Source organism: Pirellulales bacterium, assembly GCA_033762255.1.
GTDB lineage: Bacteria > Planctomycetota > Planctomycetia > Pirellulales > JALHPA01 > JANRLT01.
Genome location: JANRLT010000008.1, coordinates 123377 through 147357, shown reverse-complemented (window position 1 = coordinate 147357; position 23981 = coordinate 123377). Strand labels below are relative to the sequence as shown.

Below are 23981 nucleotides of genomic sequence, written 5' to 3'. Positions count from 1 at the left end.
AAAATCAACAAAATCGATACATATTTACAGCCTGAGGGGTTAAAAGGAATGAGAAAATGGAGCTATTGGGTTATCTGGGGGTTTGTGAAGAATTTCACAATCTACGAAACTGTCCCTTCTTTCCCCCCTCTGCTAATCCTTACTCTGGGGTTAGTTCAAATTCCCCGCCGGGGATCCCCTTGCCAGTTAAGTCTCGCAGAGTCACGGTCAGGCCGCCACTGCGACCATTCATCTTGATTGTGCCAAACGACTGCATCCCCGCCGATGGCGGAACGGGACGGGGGAGGGCTTTGTCCGGTGCCCATTGAAATTTCACTTCGGGGCCAAATGTGCCATCCAGTTCATTTGGTCCAAAGGTTCCCGCGTGCAACGGTCCGGCGACAAACTCCCAAAAGGGTTCAAACTGGCCGGGCAACGCGGAACGGGACGGATCATAGTAGTGCGCCGCGGCATAATGCACATCCGCGGTCAGCCAAATGATATTTTTGACGCCCGCGGTTTTGATAAATCGCAGCAACTCGGCAAATTCGTGCTCGCGTCCCAGCGGTGGGCCATGTTCGGCATTGGACACTCCTTCTTGCCAGGCGGCTCCTTCCATCGCGTCTGGTATCACCAACCCTAGTGGCATATCGCAACAGATGATTTTCCACAATGCGGTGCTGGCCTGAAGTTGTTTTTTTAACCAGGCCAGTTGCGTCGCGCCCAGGATCGCCGCGGCGGAAGAAGATTCTTTTTGCAGATTGGGGCTGTTTGGTCCACGATAACTGCGCAGGTCCAACAGAAAGAGATCGAGCTTATTCCCACGGCTAATTTTGCGATAAATCCGTTGCTGATTCTGCTGCGAGTAGGACAGGGGGGTGTAATTAAAAAACGCTTCGCGGGAACGCGCGGCCAGCTGGTGGCCAAATTGCACTTCTTCATAAAACTGGCGATCTTTGCGACTGGCAAGCTGTTGCTGGGGATACCAGTTATTTGTCGTTTCGTGATCGTCCCAGAGCACGTATTGGGGGACGGCGGCATGAAAGCGGCGCAGATTTTCGTCCAGCAAGTTATACGCGTAATTCCCTCGAAAATCGTCCAGCGTAACCGCCACATGATCTTTGGCCTGCGTGGTCAGGTTTTTCCATATGGTTCCATCGGCCAGTTTGATTTCGGAGGGAATGGGATTGTCGGCATAAATCATGTCGCCACAGTGCACAAAGAAATCAGGCTTTAGTCGGCGAATGGCGTCATAGATTTTTAGCCCTCCCCATTCGGAATTAATTCCGAACCCCTGGCCCACGGTGTCGCCGGACCAGGCGAACATGACATCCCCCTTTTCGTTTTCCACGCCGATAAGCTGGCCCGGCACGGAATCACCCGGTTTACCGTCCGGCCCCACAAACCAGACGCGATAATCGCCTTCACCGTGGCGCAATCCATCGATGACCACTTTACCGGTAAAATCGGTTTCCGCGGTCACTTGAGGGCCGGTAAATAACATTGGTCTGTCTTTTCCTTCGATTTGCACTTCGACCATCATTCGCGCGGGTTGGTCGCAGCGGCTCCAGATGACGGCGGAACCGTCGGTAACCTCGCCCGCCATGACACCATGGGTGATCAAGGGGGTGGAACTGCTTCCCAGTCCCCACCCATGCACGCGGGGGATGCCCGCCGACCAGGCGGCGGCGGAACTGAGGGCCCATCCATGCAAACTGCGTCGCGAGATCCGTGACATAAAATAATTCTCGGGCCAAAATATTTTCCGCCGTGACTAAAGAGCAAGTGTGCCAGTTGGCGGAGCGATCGGTGTTACCTTGGGCGTGATTTTAGCACGTTTGGGGAAATATTTCGCGTGCTACACTGAAATGAAACAATTCGCGCAGGGTGCAGGAAGACGAGAGAAGGGTGGTTGGGGAGGGTGTGTGGCGAGGGACAAGCCAGAGAGCGGACCCCGTGGGGGAAGTGGATCGTGGATAGTGCGAGAAAGTCAGAAGCAGGAATTCTCATCAAGAATAATTGTCATTTCATTCTGCATTCATCTTTCAACATTCTAACTTTGTTTGGGGGCGAGGACCCCGTGGGTGCTACGCTGCGGCTCCAACGCTCTTTTGTTATCATTTTAATTGATTACACTAAGATACAAGGAGACCACTTTGTTACCGAATCCATTCTGATTGAACTTATGGTTGTCTTCACTTCCCATTTACCACTTCCACGCTTTTCCCGATGTCCTCCACCCAATCCCTCTATCGTCCGGGACTCGAAGGGATCATCGCCGGCGAGACTGCTATAAGCTCCATCGCTGGCGGACTATTGTATCGTGGCTATCCCGTCGAGGAACTGGCAACGCGGGCCAATTTTGAACAAGTGGCGTATTTGCTTTTGCACGGAGAATTTCCCACCGCGGACGAATTGGCCGCTTTTAACCAGCGAATCGCCGCCGCCGCGGATCTGCCCGAGCGGGTCTGGATCACGCTGCGAAATTTGCCCGCCACGACAAATTTTATGGACATCCTGCGCAGCACGTGCAGTTTGACTGCCCATTTTGATCCAGAGGTCGCCGATAACACGCCCGGGGCCACGTTGCGTAAGGCCGAGCGCCTGCTGGCACAACTGGCCTGCGCTGTGGGGGGGTGGGAGCGGATACGCCGCGGGAAAAATCCTTTGCCTTACCGCGCGGATCTGGGCTTTGCCGCGAATGTGCTAATGATGTTGCGCGGCGACACACCCACCGCCGACGAAGCGCGGGCGCTGGACGTATCTTTGATCCTCTATGCCGAGCACGAATTCAACGCCAGCACGTTTACCGCGCGAGTGGTGGCTAGCACGCTGGCCGACTTGCATTCCGCCATCACCGCGGCGATCGGGGCACTCAAGGGTCCGTTGCATGGCGGGGCAAACGAGCAAGTCATGGCCGTATTAACCGAAGTCGCCTCTCCGGAGCGGGCCGAAAGCTGGATCAAAGCGGCCTTGGCCTCCAAACGCCGGATCATGGGCTTTGGGCATCGCGTCTATAAAGCAGGGGACCCGCGGGCCAAGTATTTAAAACCGCTCTGCGCTCGGCTGGCCACGCAGACCGGCCAAGAGTCGTTGGAGCAAATGGCCGACACGATTGAACGGATCGTTCTGGCGGAAAAAGGGCTACCTCCAAATTTGGACTGGCCCAGCGCTCGACTGTACCATTATCTGCGGTTACCGATTCCTGTTTATACGCCGCTATTTGTGGCTAGCCGCGTAACGGGCTGGTCAGCGCATGTGCTCGAGCAACAGGCTCACAACCGGTTAATCCGTCCCGAGGCCCGATACATCGGCCCCGCGGAGCGGCAATTAAAATAAACCACCCCCACGACCGCTTTAATCCTTTGAGGATCATCCTCGCTTTGAAAATTTAACCGGTCTGTTTGGCTTGCTGAAATTTTGCACCACTCCACCGGGGAAGACTTGGTCGTTGCTGGCCCGGCCGACATTATGGATGATAATCCCCACAAAATGATGTTAACTCTCAATAAATTATTCGACTGGCTGAATGCTTTCTGCCGCAACCCGGTGACAAGCAGACATTTAGCCGTATTTATTTCCTAACCGAGTCTTTCCGGCACTCCGTTAGCCCGTGAAAGCCCTGTTTTTTCGTAACTCACGAATAAATGCTAATGACAGTTGATCGAATCCCCTAGCCGCGCCATGCCCCGCGGTAACGCCAGAGCAGCCCCGCCAGGATAATTCCCGCCCCGGTGATTGTCCACCATGCGGGGATTTCTCCCACGGCCACATACGCCCACACGGGCAATAACAGCGGCTCGGCCAGATTGATGATGGAGGCCTCTTGGCTGTCAATTTTTTGCAAAGCCCGACTAAACAGCAGGTACGGCAAACCCATTTGCAATACGCCGAATGCCGCCAACCACGCCAGTTGCTCCGCCGAGGGCCAAACATTGATCCACAACGCCAGCGGCAACAGTGTCAACACCGAGATTCCCTGATTGCACACGACCAGCCAAGCGCTATCCTCCCCTCGGAGTCGCCGCAACTGCATAATCACGCCCGCATAGGTGATGGCCGACACCAAGGCGCAAAGAATTCCCCAGTGGGAATGGGATGTGGAGGAAAAAGTCAACTCGCAAACCACAATCAACCCGATTCCCGCCACTGCCGTCCCCAAAGTTACCAGCGCCCCCCGATCCGGAGGCTGCCGCAACCACAGGACGCCGCACAAAAACACCCATCCAGGGGCGGTATTTTGAATCCAAATGGCGTTGGCCCCGGTCCCCAGCGTCAGGGCCGTTAGGTAAGAACCGGTCATCGCGGCAAAAGTTAGCCCCATCGGCAAGATGCTCCAACGCCAGACGGGGCGCCGCACAAAGGGGAGCACCCCCAGCCCCGCAAAGAGGGCCCGCCAAAACGCCAACAGCACTCCCCGGTAATCGGCGGGCCAATCGTGAAAAACCTCTAGCTTGGCAAAGAGACCGCTACTGCTCCATAAAATGGCCGCGGCAAAAATGGCCAGCCGCGCGGACCACAGATTTTCCTGGAAGGGTAAATCGTTGGGCGGGGAGGAGTGTGTCGAGTCCTGGGGAACACCGCCGGACTCGGCCAGGATTTCCTCACCGGCTAGTGTAGGCGGTAACGGGGGATCGCCGTCGTGGTAAGCCTGGATCAAGGGGACGCCTAGGGGTGATGATGGGGCACGGGAAAATGTTTCGCCGTGGTTACTTGGTGTTAATCCAGACAATCATCCCCACCAAGCCCGCCAGCACAACAATCGCCAAACCGATCGCCGCCTTCAGCCAAAAATCCCCGCTGCGGGCGTCGCGAATCGCCAGTTCTTCTTCGACTTTTTTGCGTGATTCCAGGCTGTTGGCGTATTTCAGGCGAAATTGGGTCTCGCAAAAAGGACATAACACATCCTGATCCAGCATATCGTCCCCGGTCTCCAAAATATGTCCCTTGGGACAAGGAATATGCAAAATCCGCGACGCGCTTTGCCCCCCACCTAGATCCTCCGCCGGCGCGGAAATTTCGCCGGCCAGGTCATTCAAGCTGTACTTTTTATCCGTGGCGGTCGCTTGCTCATTAAGAAACGGAAAAGCCGGAGTTTCCCGCTGCCCCGCCATCCCCGCAGGCGGAAATCCGGGGTGCCCAGGTACAGACGCGGCCTGGGGATACATGGCTGGCCCCGTCTGCGCCCAGGGCGGCGAATCCGGCGACTGGCCAAAATGAGGGGGAAAGCCCGCGGTAGGGGGGGCACCCTGGCCTAAGGCCGGGTAGCCCGGTTGGCCAAAGGGCATCCCCGGAGCAGCGGGGTGGACTTCCGCGGGATGGGAAGGATGCAAAAAAGGTATGGCAAATTGTAGACCGCAGTGCGGACAAGTGCAGCGCCGCCCCTGTTGCGACTCGTCGGCGGAAAGCAAATGCCCCTGGGGACAGGCAAATTGAAACGGCATGGCGGGTGATCCGGCGGCGACTATCGGAGGGAATTGGTGCCAAAACGAATTGCAACAGCTTAACCTGATTGACTTTGCGGCTATAGATACATTTTGACGCAAGATCGTAAAAAATGCAAATGCCGTCCAGTTGCGTTGCCACCCACTGTCGCAAGAGCAAGACGGTTTATCTCAATGAACCAGACTATATTTGCCTGGCGAGAGTGATTTCCATGAAACTTAAAATCCAGCCAACCACCCCCCATCCACAGTCAGGATGTGACCGGTGATAAAATCCGCGGCGGATGAGGCCAAAAAGACCGCCGGTCCAGCCAGGTCCGCGGGTGTCCCCCATCGACCCAGCGGACAGCGCTGCCGCACCCAGGCGGAAAATTGCGGATCATCGGCTAGAGCCTGGGTGAGGGGCGTGGCGATATAGCCGGGGGCGAGGGCGTTGACCAGAATGCGGTGCTTGGCCCATTCCACGGCCAACGCCTTGGTCAGTTGGGCGACGGCCCCTTTGGTGCTGGTGTAGGCTGCGGTGCCGGGACGGCTGGCAAACGACATCAACGATGCAATGTTGATAATCTTACCCGGCAACCCGCGGGTGATACGTTCGCGGGCAAACAAACGGCAAAGTTCATAGAGCGCGGTGACGTTCAGCGTGTGCAAATTGACAAAATCGTCCAGCGGCTGCTCGAGCGCGGCCCCGCGATTAGTCGTACCAGCGGCATTGACCAAAATGCTCGGCGGGCCATGCTGTGTCACCAGGTCCTGATACCAGGGCTTTAGCCGATCGACCGCTGTTATATCGCACGGGGCCGTGATGATACGCGGGAGAGTGTGCGCCGTGTCGGGAGGCGTATAAACGTCACCCTGTGTTAAGCTTTCCGCGGCCGCGGCTAAGGCGCCTTCGTCCCGCGCGACCAGGATCACACTTGCCCCGGCCTCCCTCAGGCCGCGCGCGATGCCCAGCCCGATCCCCCGGCTGGCCCCGGTGACAAGCGCGAGTTGGTCGTGAAGGTGGAACATGGTCAGTCACTTTGGTATATATTTCGCCGCAGAGATGACTATTAGTAATCCACTCGCCAAATATGTACGGCCCGCTCGGCAAACAGCGACTGACGTTTTTCTAAATGGGCGATCGTCCAATCATTCGGAGCCATCGCCGCTAGAGCCTGGGTAATCCGATAGCCACTGCGGGCGTAAACAGGAACTTTATCAATATAAGGGAGATTGGCCACTTCGCGATTTAAAAACGCTTCGAGTAGCGTGAGATTCGCAAGTCGGTCTACTTGCTTTGACCATTCCTGATTAGATTCTTCACCATACCATAAGGGCAGCGGATTTTGCGGAAAAATATGCTCAATCGTGCCAGGGTCCGTTTCATAATCCAGAAATGAATTGCTGGCATCGCTTTCCAGCTTGCACAAAATATACTTTGCCAGTTTTTTTGTTTGTCCTGTGGCGGGTAAATCCAAAAGCTCAAAAGCATTACAAAATTGAGCGTCTTCAACATAATGTGGTCGCAGAATGGCAAACACTTCAGCCGGTGTTCGTGCTCGGCCGCTTAAAATTGCCTGGGCGGCTTGATGGTATAATGGTTCAAGTTCATTGGTATTCAGGCTGCTAACCGTTGTGTAGCGGAATGTAAAGATATTTGTTGCATTGAGAACGCTGTTAAAGTCCCCATCACTCATTTTTTCTTTGGCGGCAAACAGCAGGGGCGTGGACTGTTGACTCTTCAATAATATTCTTTCGCGAATAAGCATTTTGGCATCTCTGTTTTCTACCCAATATTCGTGCGATTCATCCGTGAGTGCCGCAAAAATTTCGGCGCGGCTTTCCAGGGCATTCATTAATTGAAAAACTTGCGTGCCATTCTGTACTTGCTGTCGCACAATCTTAAATAAGCGACTCGTGCGAATCTTGGGTTGATCGCAGAGTAAATGATATCGCAAAAACTCGGGAAAGCGTTCTTGTTTGACGATCCCCATGAGGATTTGCCAGCGGCGTTGCAGAGATTTTAAATCCGAGGATGTCTTAATTTTTGAAAATAAGTAATTTTTCAGTAAATCTGTGGCGGACAATTCCAACCCGCGAGCATTGAGCGTTTCAAAAACTGTGTAGGCGTTCAAATCATCATCCACATTGATCTGTATAAACACCAAGCGACGGGCAATAACTTCATTAAGTAGTTCCGCGATTTGCTGACCTGTAAGACTCTTCTCGCTGATCAGTTCACTTAAATGCTTGCTAAACCATAGAAAGCATTGATAAAGCAACCGGTTCGACTTTGGCAAACCGCGGGGATTGCTAGGTGTTCGTAATTGCACTAGGTACTCTTGAAAGAACGGATCATCGGTTTCATTCAGCGTCAACTTGCTGACTTCCACCAGGGAAGCAGGGTCTTTTTCGCCAATAAATCGGGCGCGTAGAGAATCCGCCCGATCCGAATTTTGTTCTGCTTCAATTCCGGAATCGGCCAGAATATGCAATTGACTGATAATAGCCAATGCCAAAATAGTCAAAGTCGCCAAACGCTGCTGGCCATCAATAATGTCGTACTTCCGATCAGATTTCGGTTGGGAAACCAAAGCCCCCATATAATGTCGATCTTCCAAATTGTCCCGTAAGGCTAGCACGTCATTCCAGAGGTCATCCCATTGTTCTTCTTCCCACGAATAATCGCGTTGAAATTTAGGAATCTCAAACTGCCGGCCATTACCAACCAGTTCCAAGAACGTGACTGTGCGCGTCTCTAATAAAATTGTTTTTGCCATGTAGATATTATAGCAAAATAAATTGCAAATAGACTAGGCACTTTACCTTACCCCAGCACCCCGCGGACCACCCGACCCTCGCACAGTTGCAGCGGTCGACCCAGGCGGTCGTTCACCAGCGTCATCGGGTCAATCCCCAGCAGATGCAGCACCGTCGCGGCGTAGTCCAGCGGCGAGACCGGGTTTTCTAGCGGACGCATGGCAAAATTATCGCTCGTGCCATAGGTGGTCCCCCCTTGAATCCCCGCCCCCGCCAGCAATCCCGCATAGCAACCGGGCCAATGCTCGCGTCCGGCGTTTGCCGCGGTGATTTGCGGTTTGCGGCCAAATTCTCCCACCCAGCAAACCAGCGTGTCGGCCAGTAGGCCCCGTTCGTCCAGATCGGCCAGGAGCGCGGCCAAGGCCTGATCCGATGGAGGAATTAGGTCGTTTTTTAGCCGGGCAAAGTTATTGCCGTGCGTATCCCAAAAATTCTGCCCGTCATTGTGCCAATTCACACTCACCAGGGGGACCCCCTGTTCCACCAGCCGCCGCGCCAGCAACACGCACTGCCCATGCAGGTTGCGACCATAACGGTCGCGCGTCGCCTCGCTTTCGGCGGCAAGGTCAAACGCGGTCCGCACCTGGGCGGAGCTTAACAATCCAAACGCTTGTTCCTGTACGGCGGAGAGTTCGCTCAAGATTCCCAGTTGGTCGGTCCCTGCGCGAAATTGATCCAACTCCTTTAATAAACCCTGTCGATCCCCAAGTCGCGCGGGGGAAATGCCATCCACCAGCCCCAGCGTGGGTGCCTGCCAGCCCGCGGAGTTGGGATCCCCCGTGACCAAAAGGGGTGAATACCGTTTGCCAAACCAGCCCCCGTCCTGGCCGGGGGCGTTTCCGCCGGGAGCCGCGGGATGATGACAAATCCAAGGCAACGTCACAAACGATGGCACCGTCCGCGGACCAGGACGCAACCGCGCCAACACCGAACCCAGATGCGGGCTGTCCTTTTCGCTGGGGGGGTCCTTATCGCTGCGGACCACCGGCGCCCAATGCCCCGTCAACGTCGCATGGGCACTCGACAAATGTGCCGGATCATCATGGGCGAGCGTGCGTATGACGCAGACCTTGTCCATTTGGCGGGACAAGTGCTGAAAATGCTCGCAAATCTGGATACCGGGCACGTTGGTGCTGATGGGTAAAAATTCACCCCGTATATCGCTGGGGGCCTGCGGCTTCATGTCGAATGTATCAAGCTGGCTCGGTCCGCCCCACATAAAAAGAAAGATGCAACGCTTGGCCCGGCCAAACGTGCCGTTCGCGGTTACCGCCGCCGTGGACGGACCAGCGAGGTCATTAACGCCCGTTATGACCGGATCCTGCGCCGCTCCCCGTCGCTGGAACCAATCCGACAAGCCCAGGCCCAACATGCCCAATGCACCGACCTGCAAGATTTGGCGTCGATTGGCCCGAGCCAGGGATCGCAACTCGGAACAGGCGTTATTGGAGCCATTGACAGAGCGTGGCATAAAAACTCCACGTGGTTGGAGAGCCTGGCAAGGGGAAAAGTTCAAGGCGGGGTATTTATAGGCGGAAAAGCCTAGGCGGGCGGGAGGTGGGTGACAAAGCGGGCATTAGGTGGGCGATTATTATGGTACCCCCCCCGTGTCACTGAAGCAAGCTAGATTTGGGGGATTTGTGGGAGGCAATCCCGTTGGCGATGAATTGTAGGAGTCAACTCCGTTGGCGAAATAGTATTTGGCGACTGGTGTTTGGTAATGTGTTAGCAGTGATTCACACAAAGCCGCCGATGGCATCGGCGGTGTGCGATGCGGGTGAAAGGAGGGGTAGCTCAAGAGGAGCGAGATCTTCATAGCATACGATCAATCCACATCATGCTTAATTATTAATTCTAAATTTTTAATTTGCCTTATCCCGTATGGATATTAGCCCTTAGTCGGTGGTTGAACGCAGCGAAAACCACCGGAATGCTCTGGTTAAACTCCAGCGTTGAAACGTGAGCTTCATGATTGGAAATGAATAGAACTAGAGAAAGGTCTTGAGTAAGAATTCCTAAGCTATTGGGTATCGCACATCCTGTGGCAAACACTTGCAGAATACCAGTGCCACACTCGACTTTTCATAATTGCGAAGTCTGGTGCAAGGGAAATGGATCCGGCACGGGCAGGTCAGCACTGGTTGATAAAGAAAACTTCGACGGTGCCACGCCGCTCCCCCCTGTCTGGCTTGTTTATTGATATGATTGCTGTCCGTGGACTTGCGTCCACGGCTACGATCCTACACCGCTGCGCGGTGTGATGCGATTATGCCAAAAGCCAGCCATCATTTTCCAATCATCGACGGGACGCCGATGCCAGGAGTTGTCTTCCCCGTGAACCTCAGTAACTCCTCCGCTGCTCCGTGATAAAACTATTTTCCGGACCCGCTGGCACGCGCTCCGCTGCGCGTCGCGGCTAAACGTTGTCCCACCTCCCACCTCCCGTCTCCCATCACCCGCCTCTCGTTTCCCACGAACAAACGTGCTATTTTAGGGGGATGGACCAGGAATCACCCAGTCGCTTTACCAACATTGCCGCCTATCAATTTGCCGCGCTCGCGGACCTAAAACCGCTGCGCGCGGAATTGCAAAACCTCTGTCGTCAGCACGAACTGCGCGGCACGATCCTGTTGGCTCCAGAGGGGATTAATCTCTTTGTCGCGGGAAAACCCCCGGCAATCGAGCATCTCCTCGCCCGATTAAAAAGTATTCCCGGCCTGGAAGCACTCACGCCCAAGTATAGCTATAGCAGTCATCAGCCGTTTCGGCGGATGCTGGTGCGGATAAAGCGGGAAATCATCGCCTTTGGCCAGCCGGGGATCGACCCCGCGCGGCGGACATCGCCCAAGCTGGCCCCGCGGGAACTTAAGCAGTGGCTGGATGAGGGGCGTCCCGTTACACTGCTGGATACGCGCAACGATTACGAAGTAAAACTCGGCACTTTTGCCGGGGCGGTCACGCTGCCGATTCGTCATTTTCGGCATTTTCCCGCCGCCGCCGAGCAACTGGCCCCAGAGCTTAAAAAACAGCCGGTGGTCATGTTTTGCACCGGCGGCATCCGCTGTGAGAAAGCTGGACCCTACCTGGAATCCCGCGGATTTGAGCATGTTTTACAGCTTGACGGCGGAATCCTCAAATATTTTGAGGAATGCGGCAACGCCCATTATGCCGGAGAATGTTTTGTCTTTGACCAGCGCGTGGGCGTGGATCCCGAACTGGCCGAGAGCGACAACACGCAATGTTTTGCCTGTCAAGAACCGTTAACCGCCGCCGAGCAAGCTGATCCGCGGTATGTGCCGGGTCAGTCCTGTCCCCACTGCTACCGGACGCCAGCGGAGCAAGCGGCGGAGACATTGGCGCGGCGACAAGAAGCCCTCGAATTGGCGGTGAAGCCGCTTCCCGGCAGCCTGCCGTATGATAATTTCCGACCGATTCATATACCGCATCAGTACGATGGCCGGGAACTAGTTTGCGCATTGACGGGCGTCTTTCCGCATATCGCGGGGGAAGAATGGTCGCGGCTGATTGCGGCTGGGGAAATTTTGGATCACGTCCACCAAAGGGTAACCGCGACGCGGATCGTCCGCGCGGGAGAGACGTATTTGCGGCTGCTGCCGGGGACGATTGAGCCGACGGTCAATTCCGCGATCAGCATTCGATACGAAGATGAAGCGCTGGTGATCGTGGACAAGCCCGCCCCGCTGCCGCTGCATCCGTGCGGGCGCTATAATCGCAACACGCTGCAAAATTTATTAAATCTAGTCTATGCGCCGCAAAAACTGCGCCCCGCGCATCGGTTGGATGCCAACACCACGGGGGTGGTGGTTTTGACCCGCACGCGAAAATATGCGGGACTGGTCCAACCGCAATTTGAGCGCGGCCTGGTGGAAAAAGAGTACCTGGCGCGGGTGCGGGGCGTTCCCCGGGAGCGCGAGTTTGCCTGCGCAGAGCCGATCAGAGACTGTCCCGGTGAACTGGGAACGCGTGTGGTCGCTGCCAACGGCCAACCGGCTGTGACACATTTTCAACTGGTGCGCGAATTTGCCGATGGCACGTCATTACTGAGGGTACGACCGCTGACGGGGCGGACCAATCAAATTCGCGTGCACCTGTGGCACCTAAACCTGCCCATTTGCGGTGACCAGGCATATTTGCCCGACCGCAAATTGGGCCAAACCCAGACCCACGAGTTGACCGACCCGCCGCTCTGCTTGCATGCATGGAGGATCACGCTGACGCATCCGCTAAGTGATGAACGGGTGACATATGAGGCCCGGGAGCCAGAGTGGTGTGGGGGTGACCACGCAACAAGGGCTGATCATGGCACGGGACTATTGTCGCCGGGAGTTTTCAAATCATCATAGAGATTGCCAGAATTGGCATCCCAATAACTCCAATTGCAAAGCCAGGAATGATCTGGGATGATATATGTATTGCCGCGACATACATTAAATTCAGCGAGAATCTCCATGCCAATTCGCACAATAGAAACCGTAGTTGATATTGATGAAGATCGGCGCGTACTTGTCCAACTTCCCTTGGATGTTCCGGTGGGAAGGCACCGGCTTATTGCTGTCTTGGATGAAACAACAGAATTAGCTCCTTCACCTCCGGTGACCGGTACATGGAGTTTTCCCGTTTTAAACGAGGCTAAGTGGTCTTATGATTTACCGCTAAGCCGCGGGGAGTTGTACAGCGATGACGGTCGTTGACCCAATATTTATTGATACAAATATACTCGTCTTTGCGACGATTCCAGGTTCGCCATTTCATCGGCCAGCAATTCAAGCGTTACATGGTATTGCCCAATCCGGTTCAGTCGGATGGATAAGCCGCCAGGTTATTCGTGAATACCTGGTTCAGTTGACGCGACCGGGCATTTTGCCAATCCCGTTATCTCTCACGGACTTACCCGGGCAAATCAATGCGCTACAAAGAATCTATCAAGTTGCCAATGAGACACCGCAAGTCACGCTAGAATTGCTGGGATTCATCCAAAATGGGTTGGCGGCGGGAAAGCAAATTCATGATGCGAACATTGTTGCCACATGTATCGCCTATAAGATTCCACGTTTACTGACCCACAACATGGCGGATTTCAAAAGGTATTCTTCGGTATTACACATAGAAACGCTCTGAAAAATAAGACCCTATTTCGCTCCAGCAACGCAATTTATTTTCTTGAGTATTCCAATTCCGCGAGTGGCGTGGAGTTTGCGCCATTTAATGATACTGGTTCGGGGGTGTAGGCTGTTAATTCACCATCTTCCTCCCCATGTTTCTTAAACTTGGTCCCCGTCAGGCGGCGAATGATCACATAAAACGCCGGGGTCAAAAATAGGCCAAAGATTGTCACGCCCAGCATGCCAAAAAACACCGCCGTCCCCAAAACCTGCCGCAGTTCCGCCCCCGGTCCGACCGCGCGGGCCAGGGGGACTACGCCCAGGATAAACGCGAACGAGGTCATCATGATGGGGCGCAGGCGCAGGCGGCAGGCCTCGACCGCGGCGGCGACGGTTTCGCGGCCTTCTTCTTCGAGTTGTTTGGCAAATTCCACGATCAACACGGCGTTCTTGGCCGCCAGGCCGATCAACACCACAAAGCCGATCTGCGTGATCAGGTTGTTATCCATCCCCCGCAGCCAGACGCCCCCCAGGGCAAAGGGTATGCAAACCGGCGCGATCAAAATAATCGCCAGGGGCAGCGACCAGCTTTCGTACTCGGCGGAGTGAACCAAAAATACAAACAGCACGCACAAGGGAAAAATATAGATGGCGGTGTTGCCGGCGAGTTGCTCTTGATAGGCCAGGTCCGTCCAAGAGATGGTCATGCCGGGAGGCAGTTTTTCGTCGGCTAGGCGCTCAATCTCGGCGATGGCCTGGCCGGAGCTATATCCCGGCAAGGTGTCTCCCTGCACCTCGGCGGCGGGATACATGTTATAGCGGGTGACGCGGTCGGGGCCGCTGCGCCAATTCACACTAAGCACCGACCCCAGCGGCACCATTTCTCCCCGCGCGTTGCGGGTCTTGAGCTTGAGGATGTCCTCGGGGCGCGTGCGATACTGCCCATCGGCCTGGGCCCGCACCTGAAACGTCCGCCCAAATTGGTTAAAGTCATTCACATACGCCGAACCGAGGTTTACCTGCAAAGTTTCAAATATATTTGGCAAGGGAACGTTCAACATCTGGGCCTTGACGCGGTCAATTTCGGCATAGAGCTGCGGCGCGCTGGCTCGATAGGTGGAAAATACGCCCATCAGGGGCAACCCCGGCTGGTACGCCGCGCCGACCAGGTCATCGGTCGCCTGCTGCAGGGCGCTGGGGGGTCGACCGGCGCGGTCTTGGACCAAAAATTTGTATCCTCCCGCGGTGCCGATCCCCTGTACCGGCGGAGGCGGAACCACAAAGATGTCGGCTTTTTCAATTTGGGATAATTCCCGCTGCAAATCCATGAGCAGTTCATTGGCCGTCGGCCCATGGGCGATCCGCTCATGAAAGGGCTTGGGCGTGACAAAAATCGCCGCGGCGTTGGTGGCATTGGCCCGCGTCGCCCCGGAAAAACCGACAAACGCCACGGCATGCTCCACACCGGGATGTTTTAGGATGATTTCGGTGGCCTGGCGGACAACCTCGTCGGTCCGTTTAAGCGAGGCGCCATCGGGCAATTGGATGGCGGTGATGAGGTAGCCCTTGTCCTGGGCGGGGATAAATCCGGTGGGCACAATTTGAAAACCGTACACAGTCAGGGCGATCAAAATTCCGTAGACCATGAGCGGTAGGACCGGAAAGCGGACGACAAAATTTACCGCTCCCGCGTACCAGTTGCTGGTTTTGTCAAATGCCAGATTAAATCCGCGAAAAAACCAGCCCAAGAGAAAGTCATAGAGTTTAGTAAACCAATCCTTGGGGGCGTCGTGCGGTTTGAGCAAAATGGCGCACAGCGCGGGAGTCAATGTCAAGGAAACCAGCGCGGATAAGAGCGTGGAGACCGCGATGGTCAGGGCGAACTGCCGATAAAACTGCCCGGTGATGCCCGTCAAAAATGCGGTGGGGACAAACACGGCGGACAGGCCAAAGGCGATGGCAATAACCGCCGCGGTGATTTCGCTCATGGCGCGGTAGGACGCCGCGCGGGGGGACATGCCCGCCGCGATGTGCCGTTCGACGTTTTCCACAACGACAATCGCGTCATCCACCACAATGCCGATCGCCAAAATTAGCCCAAACAGCGATAGCATGTTCAGCGAAAAGCCAAAGACCGTCATGGCGGCAAACGTGCCAATCAGCGAAACGGGAATCGCCACCAACGGAATCACCGTGGCCCGCCAATTTTGCAAAAATACGAGCACGACAATGATTACCAGGACGACCGCTTCAAGAAGTGTATGGATGACCGAGGTGATGGACTCCTCGACAAATTCGGTCGGGTTATAAACGATCTGGTATTCCAGCCCCCGGGGAAAATTTTTGGCCAGTTCGGCCATCTCATGTTTAACGGCCTCGGCCGTGGCCACGGCGTTGGAACTAGGACGTTGTGTGACCACGATTGCCACCGCGGGTTCATTGTCCAGGTAGCTGATCACGGAATAATCACGCGCGGCCAGCTCGACCCGGGCGATATCCCGTACCTTGACCACTTGCCCTTGGCGACCAGTGCGGACAACGATTTCCTCAAATTGGCGTGGGTCGTTGAGCCGGCCCAAGGTGTTAACGTTTAATTGGAAATTACTGGCATTGGGAATCGGCTCTTGCCCAATGACCCCCGATGCCACTTGCACATTTTGATCGCGGAGGGCCTTTACCACATCGCCGGGTGTCAACCGCAAATGGGCCAGCTTTTCGGGGTCCAGCCAGACCCGCATGCTATATTCGCGCAGGCCAAACGGGGTAACGTCTCCCACGCCATCCACACGGGCCAAGGCGTCGCGAATTTGCACCAAGGCATAATTGCCGATATACAGTTGGTCGTAGGATTTATCGGGTGATCTCAGGTGAATCACCATCAGGATATCGGGGGAGGACTTGGTCGTGGTCACTCCTAACCGTCGTACTTCCTCCGGCAGCCGGGCTTCGGCTATCGCCACGCGATTTTGCACCTGCACCTGGGCGATGTCCAAATCCGTCCCCAACTTAAACGTGATGGTCAGCGTCATCTGGCCGTCGGTCGTGCTGACCGACGACATATACAGCATGTTCTGCACGCCGTTGACTTCTTGTTCGATCGGGGTGGCGACGGTCGCGGCGATGACCTCGGGCGAGGCACCCGGGTAACTTGCCCGCACCACGATGGTCGGCGGGGCAATGTCGGGATATTGGGCCGTCGGCAGGGTCCCATACGCCACCACGCCCAGAATCACAATGACCGTGCTGATCACCGTGGCAAAGATGGGTCGATCGACAAAAAACTGTGCAAACCGCATGCGGGTAAGGGGTGAGGGGAGAGCGGTGGAGCGGAGGTGCAGGAGTGAGGGGAACTGAGGTGCAGTGGGTAGGGCGAGGGACTAGTGGGGATCAATACAATCTCAAACTTGAAATCATCCAATATCAATTTTTTAATTCTTCGTTTTCAACAGTAACCGGACTGGATTGGCGGGAAATCCATTGATCCTGGGGAACGGGTTGATAATCGTCCGGCAGGCCATCTTCCACAGGTTCAAAGGTGACCATTTTGGCTTGGACTTCGCTGCCGGGGCGCACACGTTGGATGCCGTCCAATACGATCGTTTCATCCCCTTTGAGTCCCTCTCGAATCAATTGCAATCCGTCGATAATTGGCCCTAGGGTGACAACTTGGCGGCGAATCTTGTTTCCCGCTTCCACCACATAGACAAATTTTTCAGCCAGATCGGTGCCAATGGCCTGATCCGGCAGCATGATGGCGGAATGCCGTTCGCTACCCGGCAATCGAACCCGCGCAAAAAGTCCCGGCGTCAATGTCAGATCGTCATTTTTAAAAATGGCCCGCCCCCGGATGGTCGCGGTATCCTGGTCCAGGCGATTATCGACAAAGTCCATGTGGCCTTGATGGGGAAATGATTTTTCATCCGCCAGGGCTAGGTACACGGGGTTTCGCACCACGCGACTGCTTTCCCGCTCGCCGGATTTTGCTAGGCGGACATATTTCAAATAGGCCGCTTCGTCGGCGTCGAATATGCAGTGAATCGGATTGAGCGAAACAATCGTCGTCAGCAACGTGGACTGGGGAGAGGTGCCGCCACTAATCCAATTCCCACGGGTAATGTATTGACGGCTAATCCGACCCGTGATCGGCGCGGTGACTTGCGTATAAGATAGCTCCAATTCCGCCACGGCGGCGTTGGCTTCGGCGGTTTTCACCGCGGCCTGGGCTGATTCATAATTTGCCCGCGAGACCGCCAATTGCGCCGCGGCGGCTTCGACCTCGGAGGCGGTTTCGACTTGTTTCGATTCCGCCAGATCATAATCTTCGCGAGAAATTGTGTTGTTTTTGATTAAAATGGCCGCTCGATTAAAATTCTTTTGCGCCAGGTCATTGCGGGCCTTTGCTGATACCTGCTGGGCTTCAGCCTCGATCATGCCGGACTTGGCTTTTTCCAGGTTGGCTTGCGACTCGTTCACCATTGCCCGTGACGCCTTCACCAGGGCGGCAAAGGGCTTGGGATCGATCACAAACAGCACTTGGCCTTGTTGGACAATATCCCCTTCGCCAAATTTAATCTCATCCAAATAACCCGCGACGCGCGAGCGAACCTCGACAAATTCGATCGCCTCCAACCGGCCCACATATTCATCCCACTCGACTATCGACTTGACCAGTGGCTTGACCGTAGTGACAGACATTGCCGGGGGTGGGCCGGAAGCGGGGGGAGGAGGCTGGCAACCGGCTATCAAGAGGCAAGCGATCAGGCCCAAGGCCGAATTCTTTAGTGGAAAATGCGCTGGCGATGGATCGGACATAAGACTTGCTAACTGTTAATCAACGCGTGACGGGATCATGCCTGCTTTATCCTCCCCAACTCACAAGGAGGACAACGTTGAGTAATTATAGTTCGCGGGCCTTATAAAAAGATGGGGAGAGGGGCATTTTTAGCAAAGTGAGGCCGACAAATTAATGAGAATCGTGTTAAATTCCATTTGCGGTTAAGCGCACACTGAGGAAAACGCCAAATTCCCGGGCCAAATTGCAACTGACCCGGGCGTGGACCCGTCCCTGCTCATCGGAAAACGTCGCTTGAGGGACCAGCGGAAAAATTCCTTCGTGCCAGACATTCGGGTGAATGTATAAACCCTGGCTTCCATCAAACACAAACGCCACAAAATTTTCGGGGCGGACATCATCCCCGGGAAGGGCCAGCGGACAGACAAACGGCTGCCGATCAAGGGGGAAAAAGAGTTGCCCCCCATCGGGATGATAATTGGCATGCCATAGCAGGACTTGCGGAGGGGTGGCGGCAGGAGTCGGCCCACGCTGGGCCATGCCGGGATTGCACGACCATCCCAGTAAGTATTCCGCCTGGACCGCCTCATTTTTGCCAAAGAGCACGTCCCCTTCCCACCAAAAACGAAAATTCCCCTTGGTCGTGCCGGCTTCGTTGCCGGTCCCCGCGTCAACGGGCCGCCATCCTTGGGCGGGCCAGGTGACTATTTCAATGGGAAAATGATCCGGGTCATCGACCAACAGCCCATATCCCGCCAGACTTTCCGACGTGGCGCGTACTAACGGAACTTCGTGCCAGGGCAATTCCCCGGGAACGCCCGGATTAAGATAGTCGATTTTTTCAGCGCTGGGCGTGGTTGCGGGCATCATGTGCAAAAATACTCCAAGCTAATTTAGCGGGATGCGCTCATTTCATTTTCGCGGGGAACTGACTGGCGTAAGCAGAATTACTCTACCCAGCACATCCAGCTTGGGTCAACCAGTAAATTTTGGCATGATCCAGAGTTCGCGGCATTTTGCGCAATTCCCGCGGTTAATCACATTCTCACTTGACGTTTTATAGATGCACCAATGAGGATAAGACCACCGCTGACACACGCCCTCATGTGGCATATCATTACGTTTTTTACGAGCCAAAATCCATGCCACGTCCAACTTGGCTATTGAGTTTTGTATTCGCGATCTGTTTAACCGCCCTGCCTGGGATTGCCCCGGCGGTGGAATTGCCCGCGGTCTTTTCCCATCATATGGTGCTGCAGCGCGATCAGCCGATTCCCATTTGGGGTTGGTCCGAACCGGGCGAAGAGATCACTGTCCAATTGGCCGATCTTCGCCAGCAAACCACGGCCGATAAATACGGCAATTGGCGCGTCGATCTTACGCCCCTTGCCGCGGGGGGCCCGCACGAACTGCGAATCGTGGGTAAAAATAGCATCACTTATAAGGATGTGCTAATCGGCGAAGTCTGGCTTTGTTCCGGCCAATCCAACATGCAGTGGGGCTTGGAATCCAGCGCCCGCGCTGGACAAGATATTCCCGCCGCCAAGCATGCGAACATTCGGTTGTTAACCGTTCCCCTGATCGCCAGCGGCGTTCCCCAAACCAATTTTGTCGGCGAATGGCTCCCTTGCACTCCCGACAACGCGCGCAAGTTTTCCGCCGTCGCGTATTACTTTGGCAAGAAGTTGCACGGCGAATTAAATGTGCCGATTGGTCTGATCAATAGTTCCTGGGGCGGGACGGCTATTGAACCCTGGACCCCGCTGGCGGGGTTTGACCATGTGCCGGGTTTGCAACATTTCAGCCAACAGATCCGCTCCGCCAATCAACAATACCAGCGGGAATTGCCCGAAAGCCTGGACCGCCAAGCCGCTTGGGGGGCCAAAATACGCGAAATTCCCTTTGGTCAATGGCCTCCCCAGCCCGCCCTTGTTCAGCATCCGTTGGTCGGGACGGGACCGGGGTGCATTTATAACGCCATGATCCACCCCCTACGGCCCTATGGCATGCGCGGGGTGATTTGGTACCAGGGGGAAGCCAACAATGGCCAGGGGATGGAATATTATGAAAAGATGCAGGCTCTGATCCACGGTTGGCGCGGCGTTTGGCAGCAAGGGGACTTTCCTTTTTACTATGTGCAGCTCGCTCCGTACGCCCGCTATGCCGATGGCAATCTCGAGGGGATTTGGGATGCCCAATTGCGGGCCCTTGCCATTCCCCAAACCGGCATGGCGGTTACCACCGATTTGGTGAATAACGTCAATGACATTCACCCCAATAACAAACACGATGTGGGGGAACGTTTGGCCTTATGGGCGTTGGCAAAAACGTATGGCAAGCGGGATCTGGTGTATTCGGGGCCGCTGTTTAAGTCGGCAAAACGCGATGGCCAAAAGTTTATCATCGAATTTGAGCATGCCGACGGATTAAAGACCCGCGATGGGCAACCCCCTAGCCATTTAGAGGTGGGGACATTGGAAAAGTTTGTTCCCGCGCAAGGGACCATCGAGGGGACAACCCTTACCGTCTGGAGTGACGATCTGCCGGATGCGGAATTTGTGCGCTTTGGCTGGAATAAATCGGCCAATCCCAATTTGATTAATGGTGCGGGGCTGCCGGCGTCGCCGTTTCGAAATTACTGCGACGCGGTCAAGGTCACCGGTAACGAACGCTTTACTGATGCCCAAGATTTAACCCTGCAAATGCTGGGAAATTCCGGGGAAGTGCGTTACACGCTGGATGGAGCGGTCCCCACCCAGGATTCGCCACTGTTTGACAAAACGGTGAAAATCCATGATAGCGTCAAGATTCGGACGCGGTTATTTACCCCCACGGGCCGTTCCAGTTTGGTCAGTGAGGCCACCTTTACCAAGGTGGAACCGCTGGAATATCAAGGAAAAAAGCTAGTTCCCGGCTGGCATTATGATTACTTTGAATCCCGCTCCGATTTGGCCCGTCTGCCTAACCTGGATGAAATGACCCGCCTGCGGGAGGGAGTGATCGACGGGCTAAAGTTTGATATGGCCCGTCCCGCGGGCAATTATGCTTTGCGGTTTCGGGGAGTATGCGTGCTGCCCCAGGCCGGTCCCTACACTTTTACGCTGGCATCGGATGATGGTAGTCGGCTCAGGGTCAATGGCCGGACCGTGGTGGAAAACGACGGCATTCATCCCGCGATCGAAAAATCGGGAGACCCGATCGAATTGCCCGCCGGACCCGTGGAATTAGAAATTGAGTACTTTCAGGGAGGAGGAACACTCGATTTAAAGCTTTTGTACGCCGGGCCTAATCTCCCCAAACAGCCCCTCCCCGCCAGTGCGATATATTGTTTGCAGGAAGAGCCAGTCGTAGCTCCTTCCGCAGCGGCGCAAGGCCAATTGGTTAAGAAAGTCTTATTGGTGGGGATTGATGGCGTGCGCGGGGATGCCATTGAATACTCCCAGGCCGAAAATTTAAAACAGCTCATCGCCACCGGCGCCTACACCGATAAGATGGACGTGCTGGGTCAGCGCAAAACCAACGCCGACACCGCCAGCGGCTCGGGATGGTCGACGATTATTAATGGAATCCAGGCGGACAAGCATGGCATCGTCGGCAATGATTTTCGCGGGCACAAACTGGCCGCCTACCCCTCTTTTCTGGCCCGCATCAAATCCGCCCGACCCGCCGCGGAGGTTGCGGCCTTTGTCTCTTGGCAACCGATGTACGATCATTGCCTGGCTCAGGCGGACTTTGCCCGGTTGGTGCTGGATGGGGACAAAAACGGTTATCGAGACGCCGACCGACTGGTGGCCGAAGCGGCGGCCAAATACCTCGAAACCTCCGACCCGGCGGCAATCTTTGTCTATTTTGGACATACCGACTCCGCCGGACATGGCTATGGTTTTCACCCCAAATCCTACAAATACACCAATGCCATCGAGGAGGTGGACCTGCATTTGGCAAAAGTCCTAGCGGCCGTCAAGAACCGAAAAACCGCCGCCACGGAGGATTGGTTGATCATGGTTTGCACCGACCATGGGGGCCAGGGGCGGGGGCATTCCGGCGGGCGGGATATTCCCGAAATTCGCAACGGTTTTTGTATTCTTTCGGGACGGGGTGTCAAACCGGGACGATTGCGGGACACCCATGCCAATGTCGACTTGTATCCCACGATCTTGCGACATCTGGAAGTGGAAATTCCGGCCAAGTGGAATCTGGATGGACAACCTATTGATTATGAGCCGGCGACGGAAAAATAAGCGGTTTGCGCAAAAATCGGGAGTTGTTGCGCGAAAGCGAATGGCAGAAAGCGTGATTTCAGGTAATCTCAATATCACGAGCTTTTGCGATCTGGCAGTTTGAAATATCACCAGTTCAATTTCTTTAGTTTGCCAGGCCGCCCGTTCCACTCCACCCAACTGTCTGGTTTTGCGTTTCATGGCTGATTCACTGGAAAATCCATGCTTGACGCCGACCAGCCGGACAGCATTGGCCGCCTGCCTGCGCACGGTGCGCGATGGCTATTCGTTGCCGCGAGAATATTACACCTCGACGGAAGTCTTTGAATGGGACCGCTTGGCCGTTTGGCAGTCCGGGTGGTTATTCGCCGCTCATCTCTGTGAATTGCGAGAACCAGGCAGTTTTGTCGTTGTAAATCTCTTTAACGACTCGATTTTAGTCTGGCATGATCCCCAGCATGGGTTATCCGCCTATCACAATATCTGCCGGCACCGCGGGATGCGCATCTGCGCCGATTCGGCGGGCCAACGTTCTAGCTGGACTTGCCCTTATCATCGTTGGAGCTACGGCGGGGGTGGAAAGCTGATTTCCTCTCCCGGCATGGGGCTGGGGTTTGATCCGCGCGATCATGGGTTACTGCCGGTGCGCATGGAAGAAGTCGCGGGGCTGGTCTTTATGCATTTGGGGCAAAATCCGCCGGATTTTGCCCCGGCCCGCGCCGCGCTCGCGGCGGAATTGCTCCCCCACGATTTGCCCAATACCAAGGTCGCCCATTGCATAGAGTATTTGGTCCCCGCGAATTGGAAGCTTATTATCGAAAATAACCGCGAATGTTACCATTGCCTGGCCAATCATCCGGAATACACCTCCGCCACGTATGACGTGGAGCGTGATCGCGGAGATCCCCAGCGCGAACTTGCCATGCGATTATCCGCCGCGCGCGATAACTGGCAAACCGCCGGTGTTGCCAGCCATCAGGCAAATTACTCTTCCGATATGTCGGGAGAGTGGTATCGGGCAAACCGCACTCCCCTCAAAGAAGGATTTTTAACCGAAAGCCTGGATGGCCAGCCTGTCGCGCCGCGTCTGGGCAAGCTCTTGACCTATGACGCCGGAACCGCCCGGATCACCACGTTTCCCAATTACTGGTGCCACGCCAACAGTGACCATGCGGTTGCCACCCAGGTCCTGCCCGTTTCCCCCGACTCCACCCGGATCCGCGTCAGTTGGTTGGTGCGGGATACGGCCCAGCAGGACAAAGACTACACCCTGGCCCGGTTATTGCCATTTTGGCAAAAAACCAGCGAACAGGATTGGGAGCTTTGCCAGGCCCAGCAGCATGGGGTCAATTCCCATTATTACCAGCCCGGGCCTTATTCCCCGCAAATGGAAAAGAATGTGAAGCAATTTGTGCTTTGGTATTTGGATCAATTAGCAACGTTATTGGCGTTGCCAGAGAATCCACCCGTGCAACTAGCTCAGTCCTTGTAGTATGTTGCAAATTCGTTTCCACCCGCGTAGCGCTCACTAGATCATTATATTTCCATAACCATTTCCACTTCTTTTGCGTCTTTCCGCAAAGATATAAAGGCGGATTTTTTTGTTGCCCACGGCTTGCCG

15 protein-coding genes are annotated in these 23981 nt (G+C 55.2%); 6 read left to right on the top strand and 9 right to left on the bottom strand.

The window, feature by feature from the left end; translation table 11 throughout:
- Positions 1–139: 139 nt before the first annotated feature.
- Entirely contained in the window at positions 140–1717 is a 1578-nt protein-coding gene (locus SFX18_02870) for an alkaline phosphatase D family protein (GenBank protein ID MDX1962066.1), read from the bottom strand.
- Positions 1718–2208: 491 nt separating this feature from the next.
- On the opposite strand from SFX18_02870, the gene SFX18_02865 reads away from it, so the two are divergent.
- On the top strand, positions 2209–3318 hold the full coding sequence (locus tag SFX18_02865; GenBank protein MDX1962065.1) for a citrate/2-methylcitrate synthase: 1110 nt from the start codon (positions 2209–2211) through the stop codon (positions 3316–3318).
- Positions 3319–3652: 334 nt separating this feature from the next.
- Here the strand turns inward: SFX18_02865 and SFX18_02860 are convergent, their stop codons facing one another.
- The 5 genes from SFX18_02860 to SFX18_02840 all read right to left on the bottom strand — a co-directional run bounded on the left by SFX18_02860 (position 3653) and on the right by SFX18_02840 (position 9696).
- A complete protein-coding gene (locus tag SFX18_02860; GenBank protein MDX1962064.1) occupies positions 3653–4639 on the bottom strand; it encodes an EamA family transporter in 987 nt (328 codons plus the stop codon).
- A 49-nt stretch (positions 4640–4688) separates the two neighbouring features.
- A complete protein-coding gene (locus SFX18_02855) occupies positions 4689–5423 on the bottom strand; it encodes a hypothetical protein (GenBank protein ID MDX1962063.1) in 735 nt (244 codons plus the stop codon).
- A 219-nt stretch (positions 5424–5642) separates the two neighbouring features.
- Positions 5643–6434 (bottom strand): SDR family oxidoreductase, encoded by a 792-nt coding sequence (locus SFX18_02850; protein MDX1962062.1) that lies wholly within the window; start codon positions 6432–6434, stop codon positions 5643–5645.
- A gap of 41 nt (positions 6435–6475) precedes the next feature.
- Positions 6476–8185, bottom strand: a complete 1710-nt coding sequence (locus tag SFX18_02845; GenBank protein MDX1962061.1) for a DUF262 domain-containing HNH endonuclease family protein — start codon at positions 8183–8185, stop codon at positions 6476–6478.
- A 47-nt stretch (positions 8186–8232) separates the two neighbouring features.
- Positions 8233–9696, bottom strand: coding sequence for a DUF1501 domain-containing protein (locus SFX18_02840; protein MDX1962060.1), 1464 nt, complete (start codon positions 9694–9696; stop codon positions 8233–8235).
- A 1027-nt stretch (positions 9697–10723) separates the two neighbouring features.
- Between SFX18_02840 and SFX18_02835 the strand changes: the two genes are divergently transcribed.
- The 3 genes from SFX18_02835 (at position 10724) to SFX18_02825 (ending at position 13364) form a co-directional block, all read left to right on the top strand.
- A complete protein-coding gene (locus SFX18_02835; GenBank protein MDX1962059.1) occupies positions 10724–12589 on the top strand; it encodes a sulfurtransferase in 1866 nt (621 codons plus the stop codon).
- Between the two features lie 105 nt (positions 12590–12694).
- Entirely contained in the window at positions 12695–12937 is a 243-nt protein-coding gene (locus tag SFX18_02830) for a hypothetical protein (protein MDX1962058.1), read from the top strand.
- Positions 12924–13364, top strand: coding sequence for a type II toxin-antitoxin system VapC family toxin (locus tag SFX18_02825; GenBank protein ID MDX1962057.1), 441 nt, complete (start codon positions 12924–12926; stop codon positions 13362–13364). The genes SFX18_02830 and SFX18_02825 overlap by 14 nt, the downstream gene beginning before the upstream one ends.
- 34 nt (positions 13365–13398) lie before the next feature.
- Here SFX18_02825 and SFX18_02820 read toward each other — a convergent pair whose 3' ends face one another.
- The 3 genes from SFX18_02820 to SFX18_02810 all read right to left on the bottom strand — a co-directional run bounded on the left by SFX18_02820 (position 13399) and on the right by SFX18_02810 (position 19010).
- Entirely contained in the window at positions 13399–16644 is a 3246-nt protein-coding gene (locus tag SFX18_02820) for a multidrug efflux RND transporter permease subunit (protein ID MDX1962056.1), read from the bottom strand.
- 124 nt (positions 16645–16768) lie between these two features.
- Complete coding sequence (locus tag SFX18_02815) at positions 16769–18160, bottom strand: efflux RND transporter periplasmic adaptor subunit (protein ID MDX1962055.1); 1392 nt, start codon at positions 18158–18160, stop codon at positions 16769–16771.
- Positions 18161–18326: 166 nt separating this feature from the next.
- Positions 18327–19010, bottom strand: a complete 684-nt coding sequence (locus SFX18_02810; protein MDX1962054.1) for an ureidoglycolate lyase — start codon at positions 19008–19010, stop codon at positions 18327–18329.
- Positions 19011–19282: 272 nt separating this feature from the next.
- Here SFX18_02810 and SFX18_02805 point away from each other — a divergent pair, with 272 nt between their 5' ends.
- Both SFX18_02805 and SFX18_02800 read left to right on the top strand, forming a co-directional pair.
- Positions 19283–22381: a sialate O-acetylesterase gene (locus SFX18_02805; GenBank protein ID MDX1962053.1), complete on the top strand. Its 3099-nt coding sequence runs from the start codon at positions 19283–19285 to the stop codon at positions 22379–22381.
- Between the two features lie 178 nt (positions 22382–22559).
- On the top strand, positions 22560–23852 hold the full coding sequence (locus SFX18_02800; protein ID MDX1962052.1) for an aromatic ring-hydroxylating dioxygenase subunit alpha: 1293 nt from the start codon (positions 22560–22562) through the stop codon (positions 23850–23852).
- Positions 23853–23981: the final 129 nt, after the last annotated feature.

What these genes read in the sequence shown, in the direction of transcription:
- SFX18_02820 (MDX1962056.1), bottom strand. Translation starts at nt 16,644, where the DNA reads ATGCGGTTTGCACAGTTTTTTGTCGATCGACCCATCTTTGCCACGGTG.
- SFX18_02825 (MDX1962057.1), top strand. Translation starts at nt 12,924, where the DNA reads ATGACGGTCGTTGACCCAATATTTATTGATACAAATATACTCGTCTTT.
- SFX18_02845 (MDX1962061.1), bottom strand. Translation starts at nt 8,185, where the DNA reads ATGGCAAAAACAATTTTATTAGAGACGCGCACAGTCACGTTCTTGGAA.
- SFX18_02830 (MDX1962058.1), top strand. Translation starts at nt 12,695, where the DNA reads ATGCCAATTCGCACAATAGAAACCGTAGTTGATATTGATGAAGATCGG.
- SFX18_02835 (MDX1962059.1), top strand. Translation starts at nt 10,724, where the DNA reads ATGGACCAGGAATCACCCAGTCGCTTTACCAACATTGCCGCCTATCAA.
- SFX18_02810 (MDX1962054.1), bottom strand. Translation starts at nt 19,010, where the DNA reads ATGATGCCCGCAACCACGCCCAGCGCTGAAAAAATCGACTATCTTAAT.
- SFX18_02805 (MDX1962053.1), top strand. Translation starts at nt 19,283, where the DNA reads ATGCCACGTCCAACTTGGCTATTGAGTTTTGTATTCGCGATCTGTTTA.
- SFX18_02850 (MDX1962062.1), bottom strand. Translation starts at nt 6,434, where the DNA reads ATGTTCCACCTTCACGACCAACTCGCGCTTGTCACCGGGGCCAGCCGG.
- SFX18_02855 (MDX1962063.1), bottom strand. Translation starts at nt 5,423, where the DNA reads ATGCCGTTTCAATTTGCCTGTCCCCAGGGGCATTTGCTTTCCGCCGAC.
- SFX18_02815 (MDX1962055.1), bottom strand. Translation starts at nt 18,160, where the DNA reads ATGTCCGATCCATCGCCAGCGCATTTTCCACTAAAGAATTCGGCCTTG.
- SFX18_02865 (MDX1962065.1), top strand. Translation starts at nt 2,209, where the DNA reads ATGTCCTCCACCCAATCCCTCTATCGTCCGGGACTCGAAGGGATCATC.
- SFX18_02840 (MDX1962060.1), bottom strand. Translation starts at nt 9,696, where the DNA reads ATGCCACGCTCTGTCAATGGCTCCAATAACGCCTGTTCCGAGTTGCGA.
- SFX18_02870 (MDX1962066.1), bottom strand. Translation starts at nt 1,717, where the DNA reads ATGTCACGGATCTCGCGACGCAGTTTGCATGGATGGGCCCTCAGTTCC.
- SFX18_02800 (MDX1962052.1), top strand. Translation starts at nt 22,560, where the DNA reads ATGGCTGATTCACTGGAAAATCCATGCTTGACGCCGACCAGCCGGACA.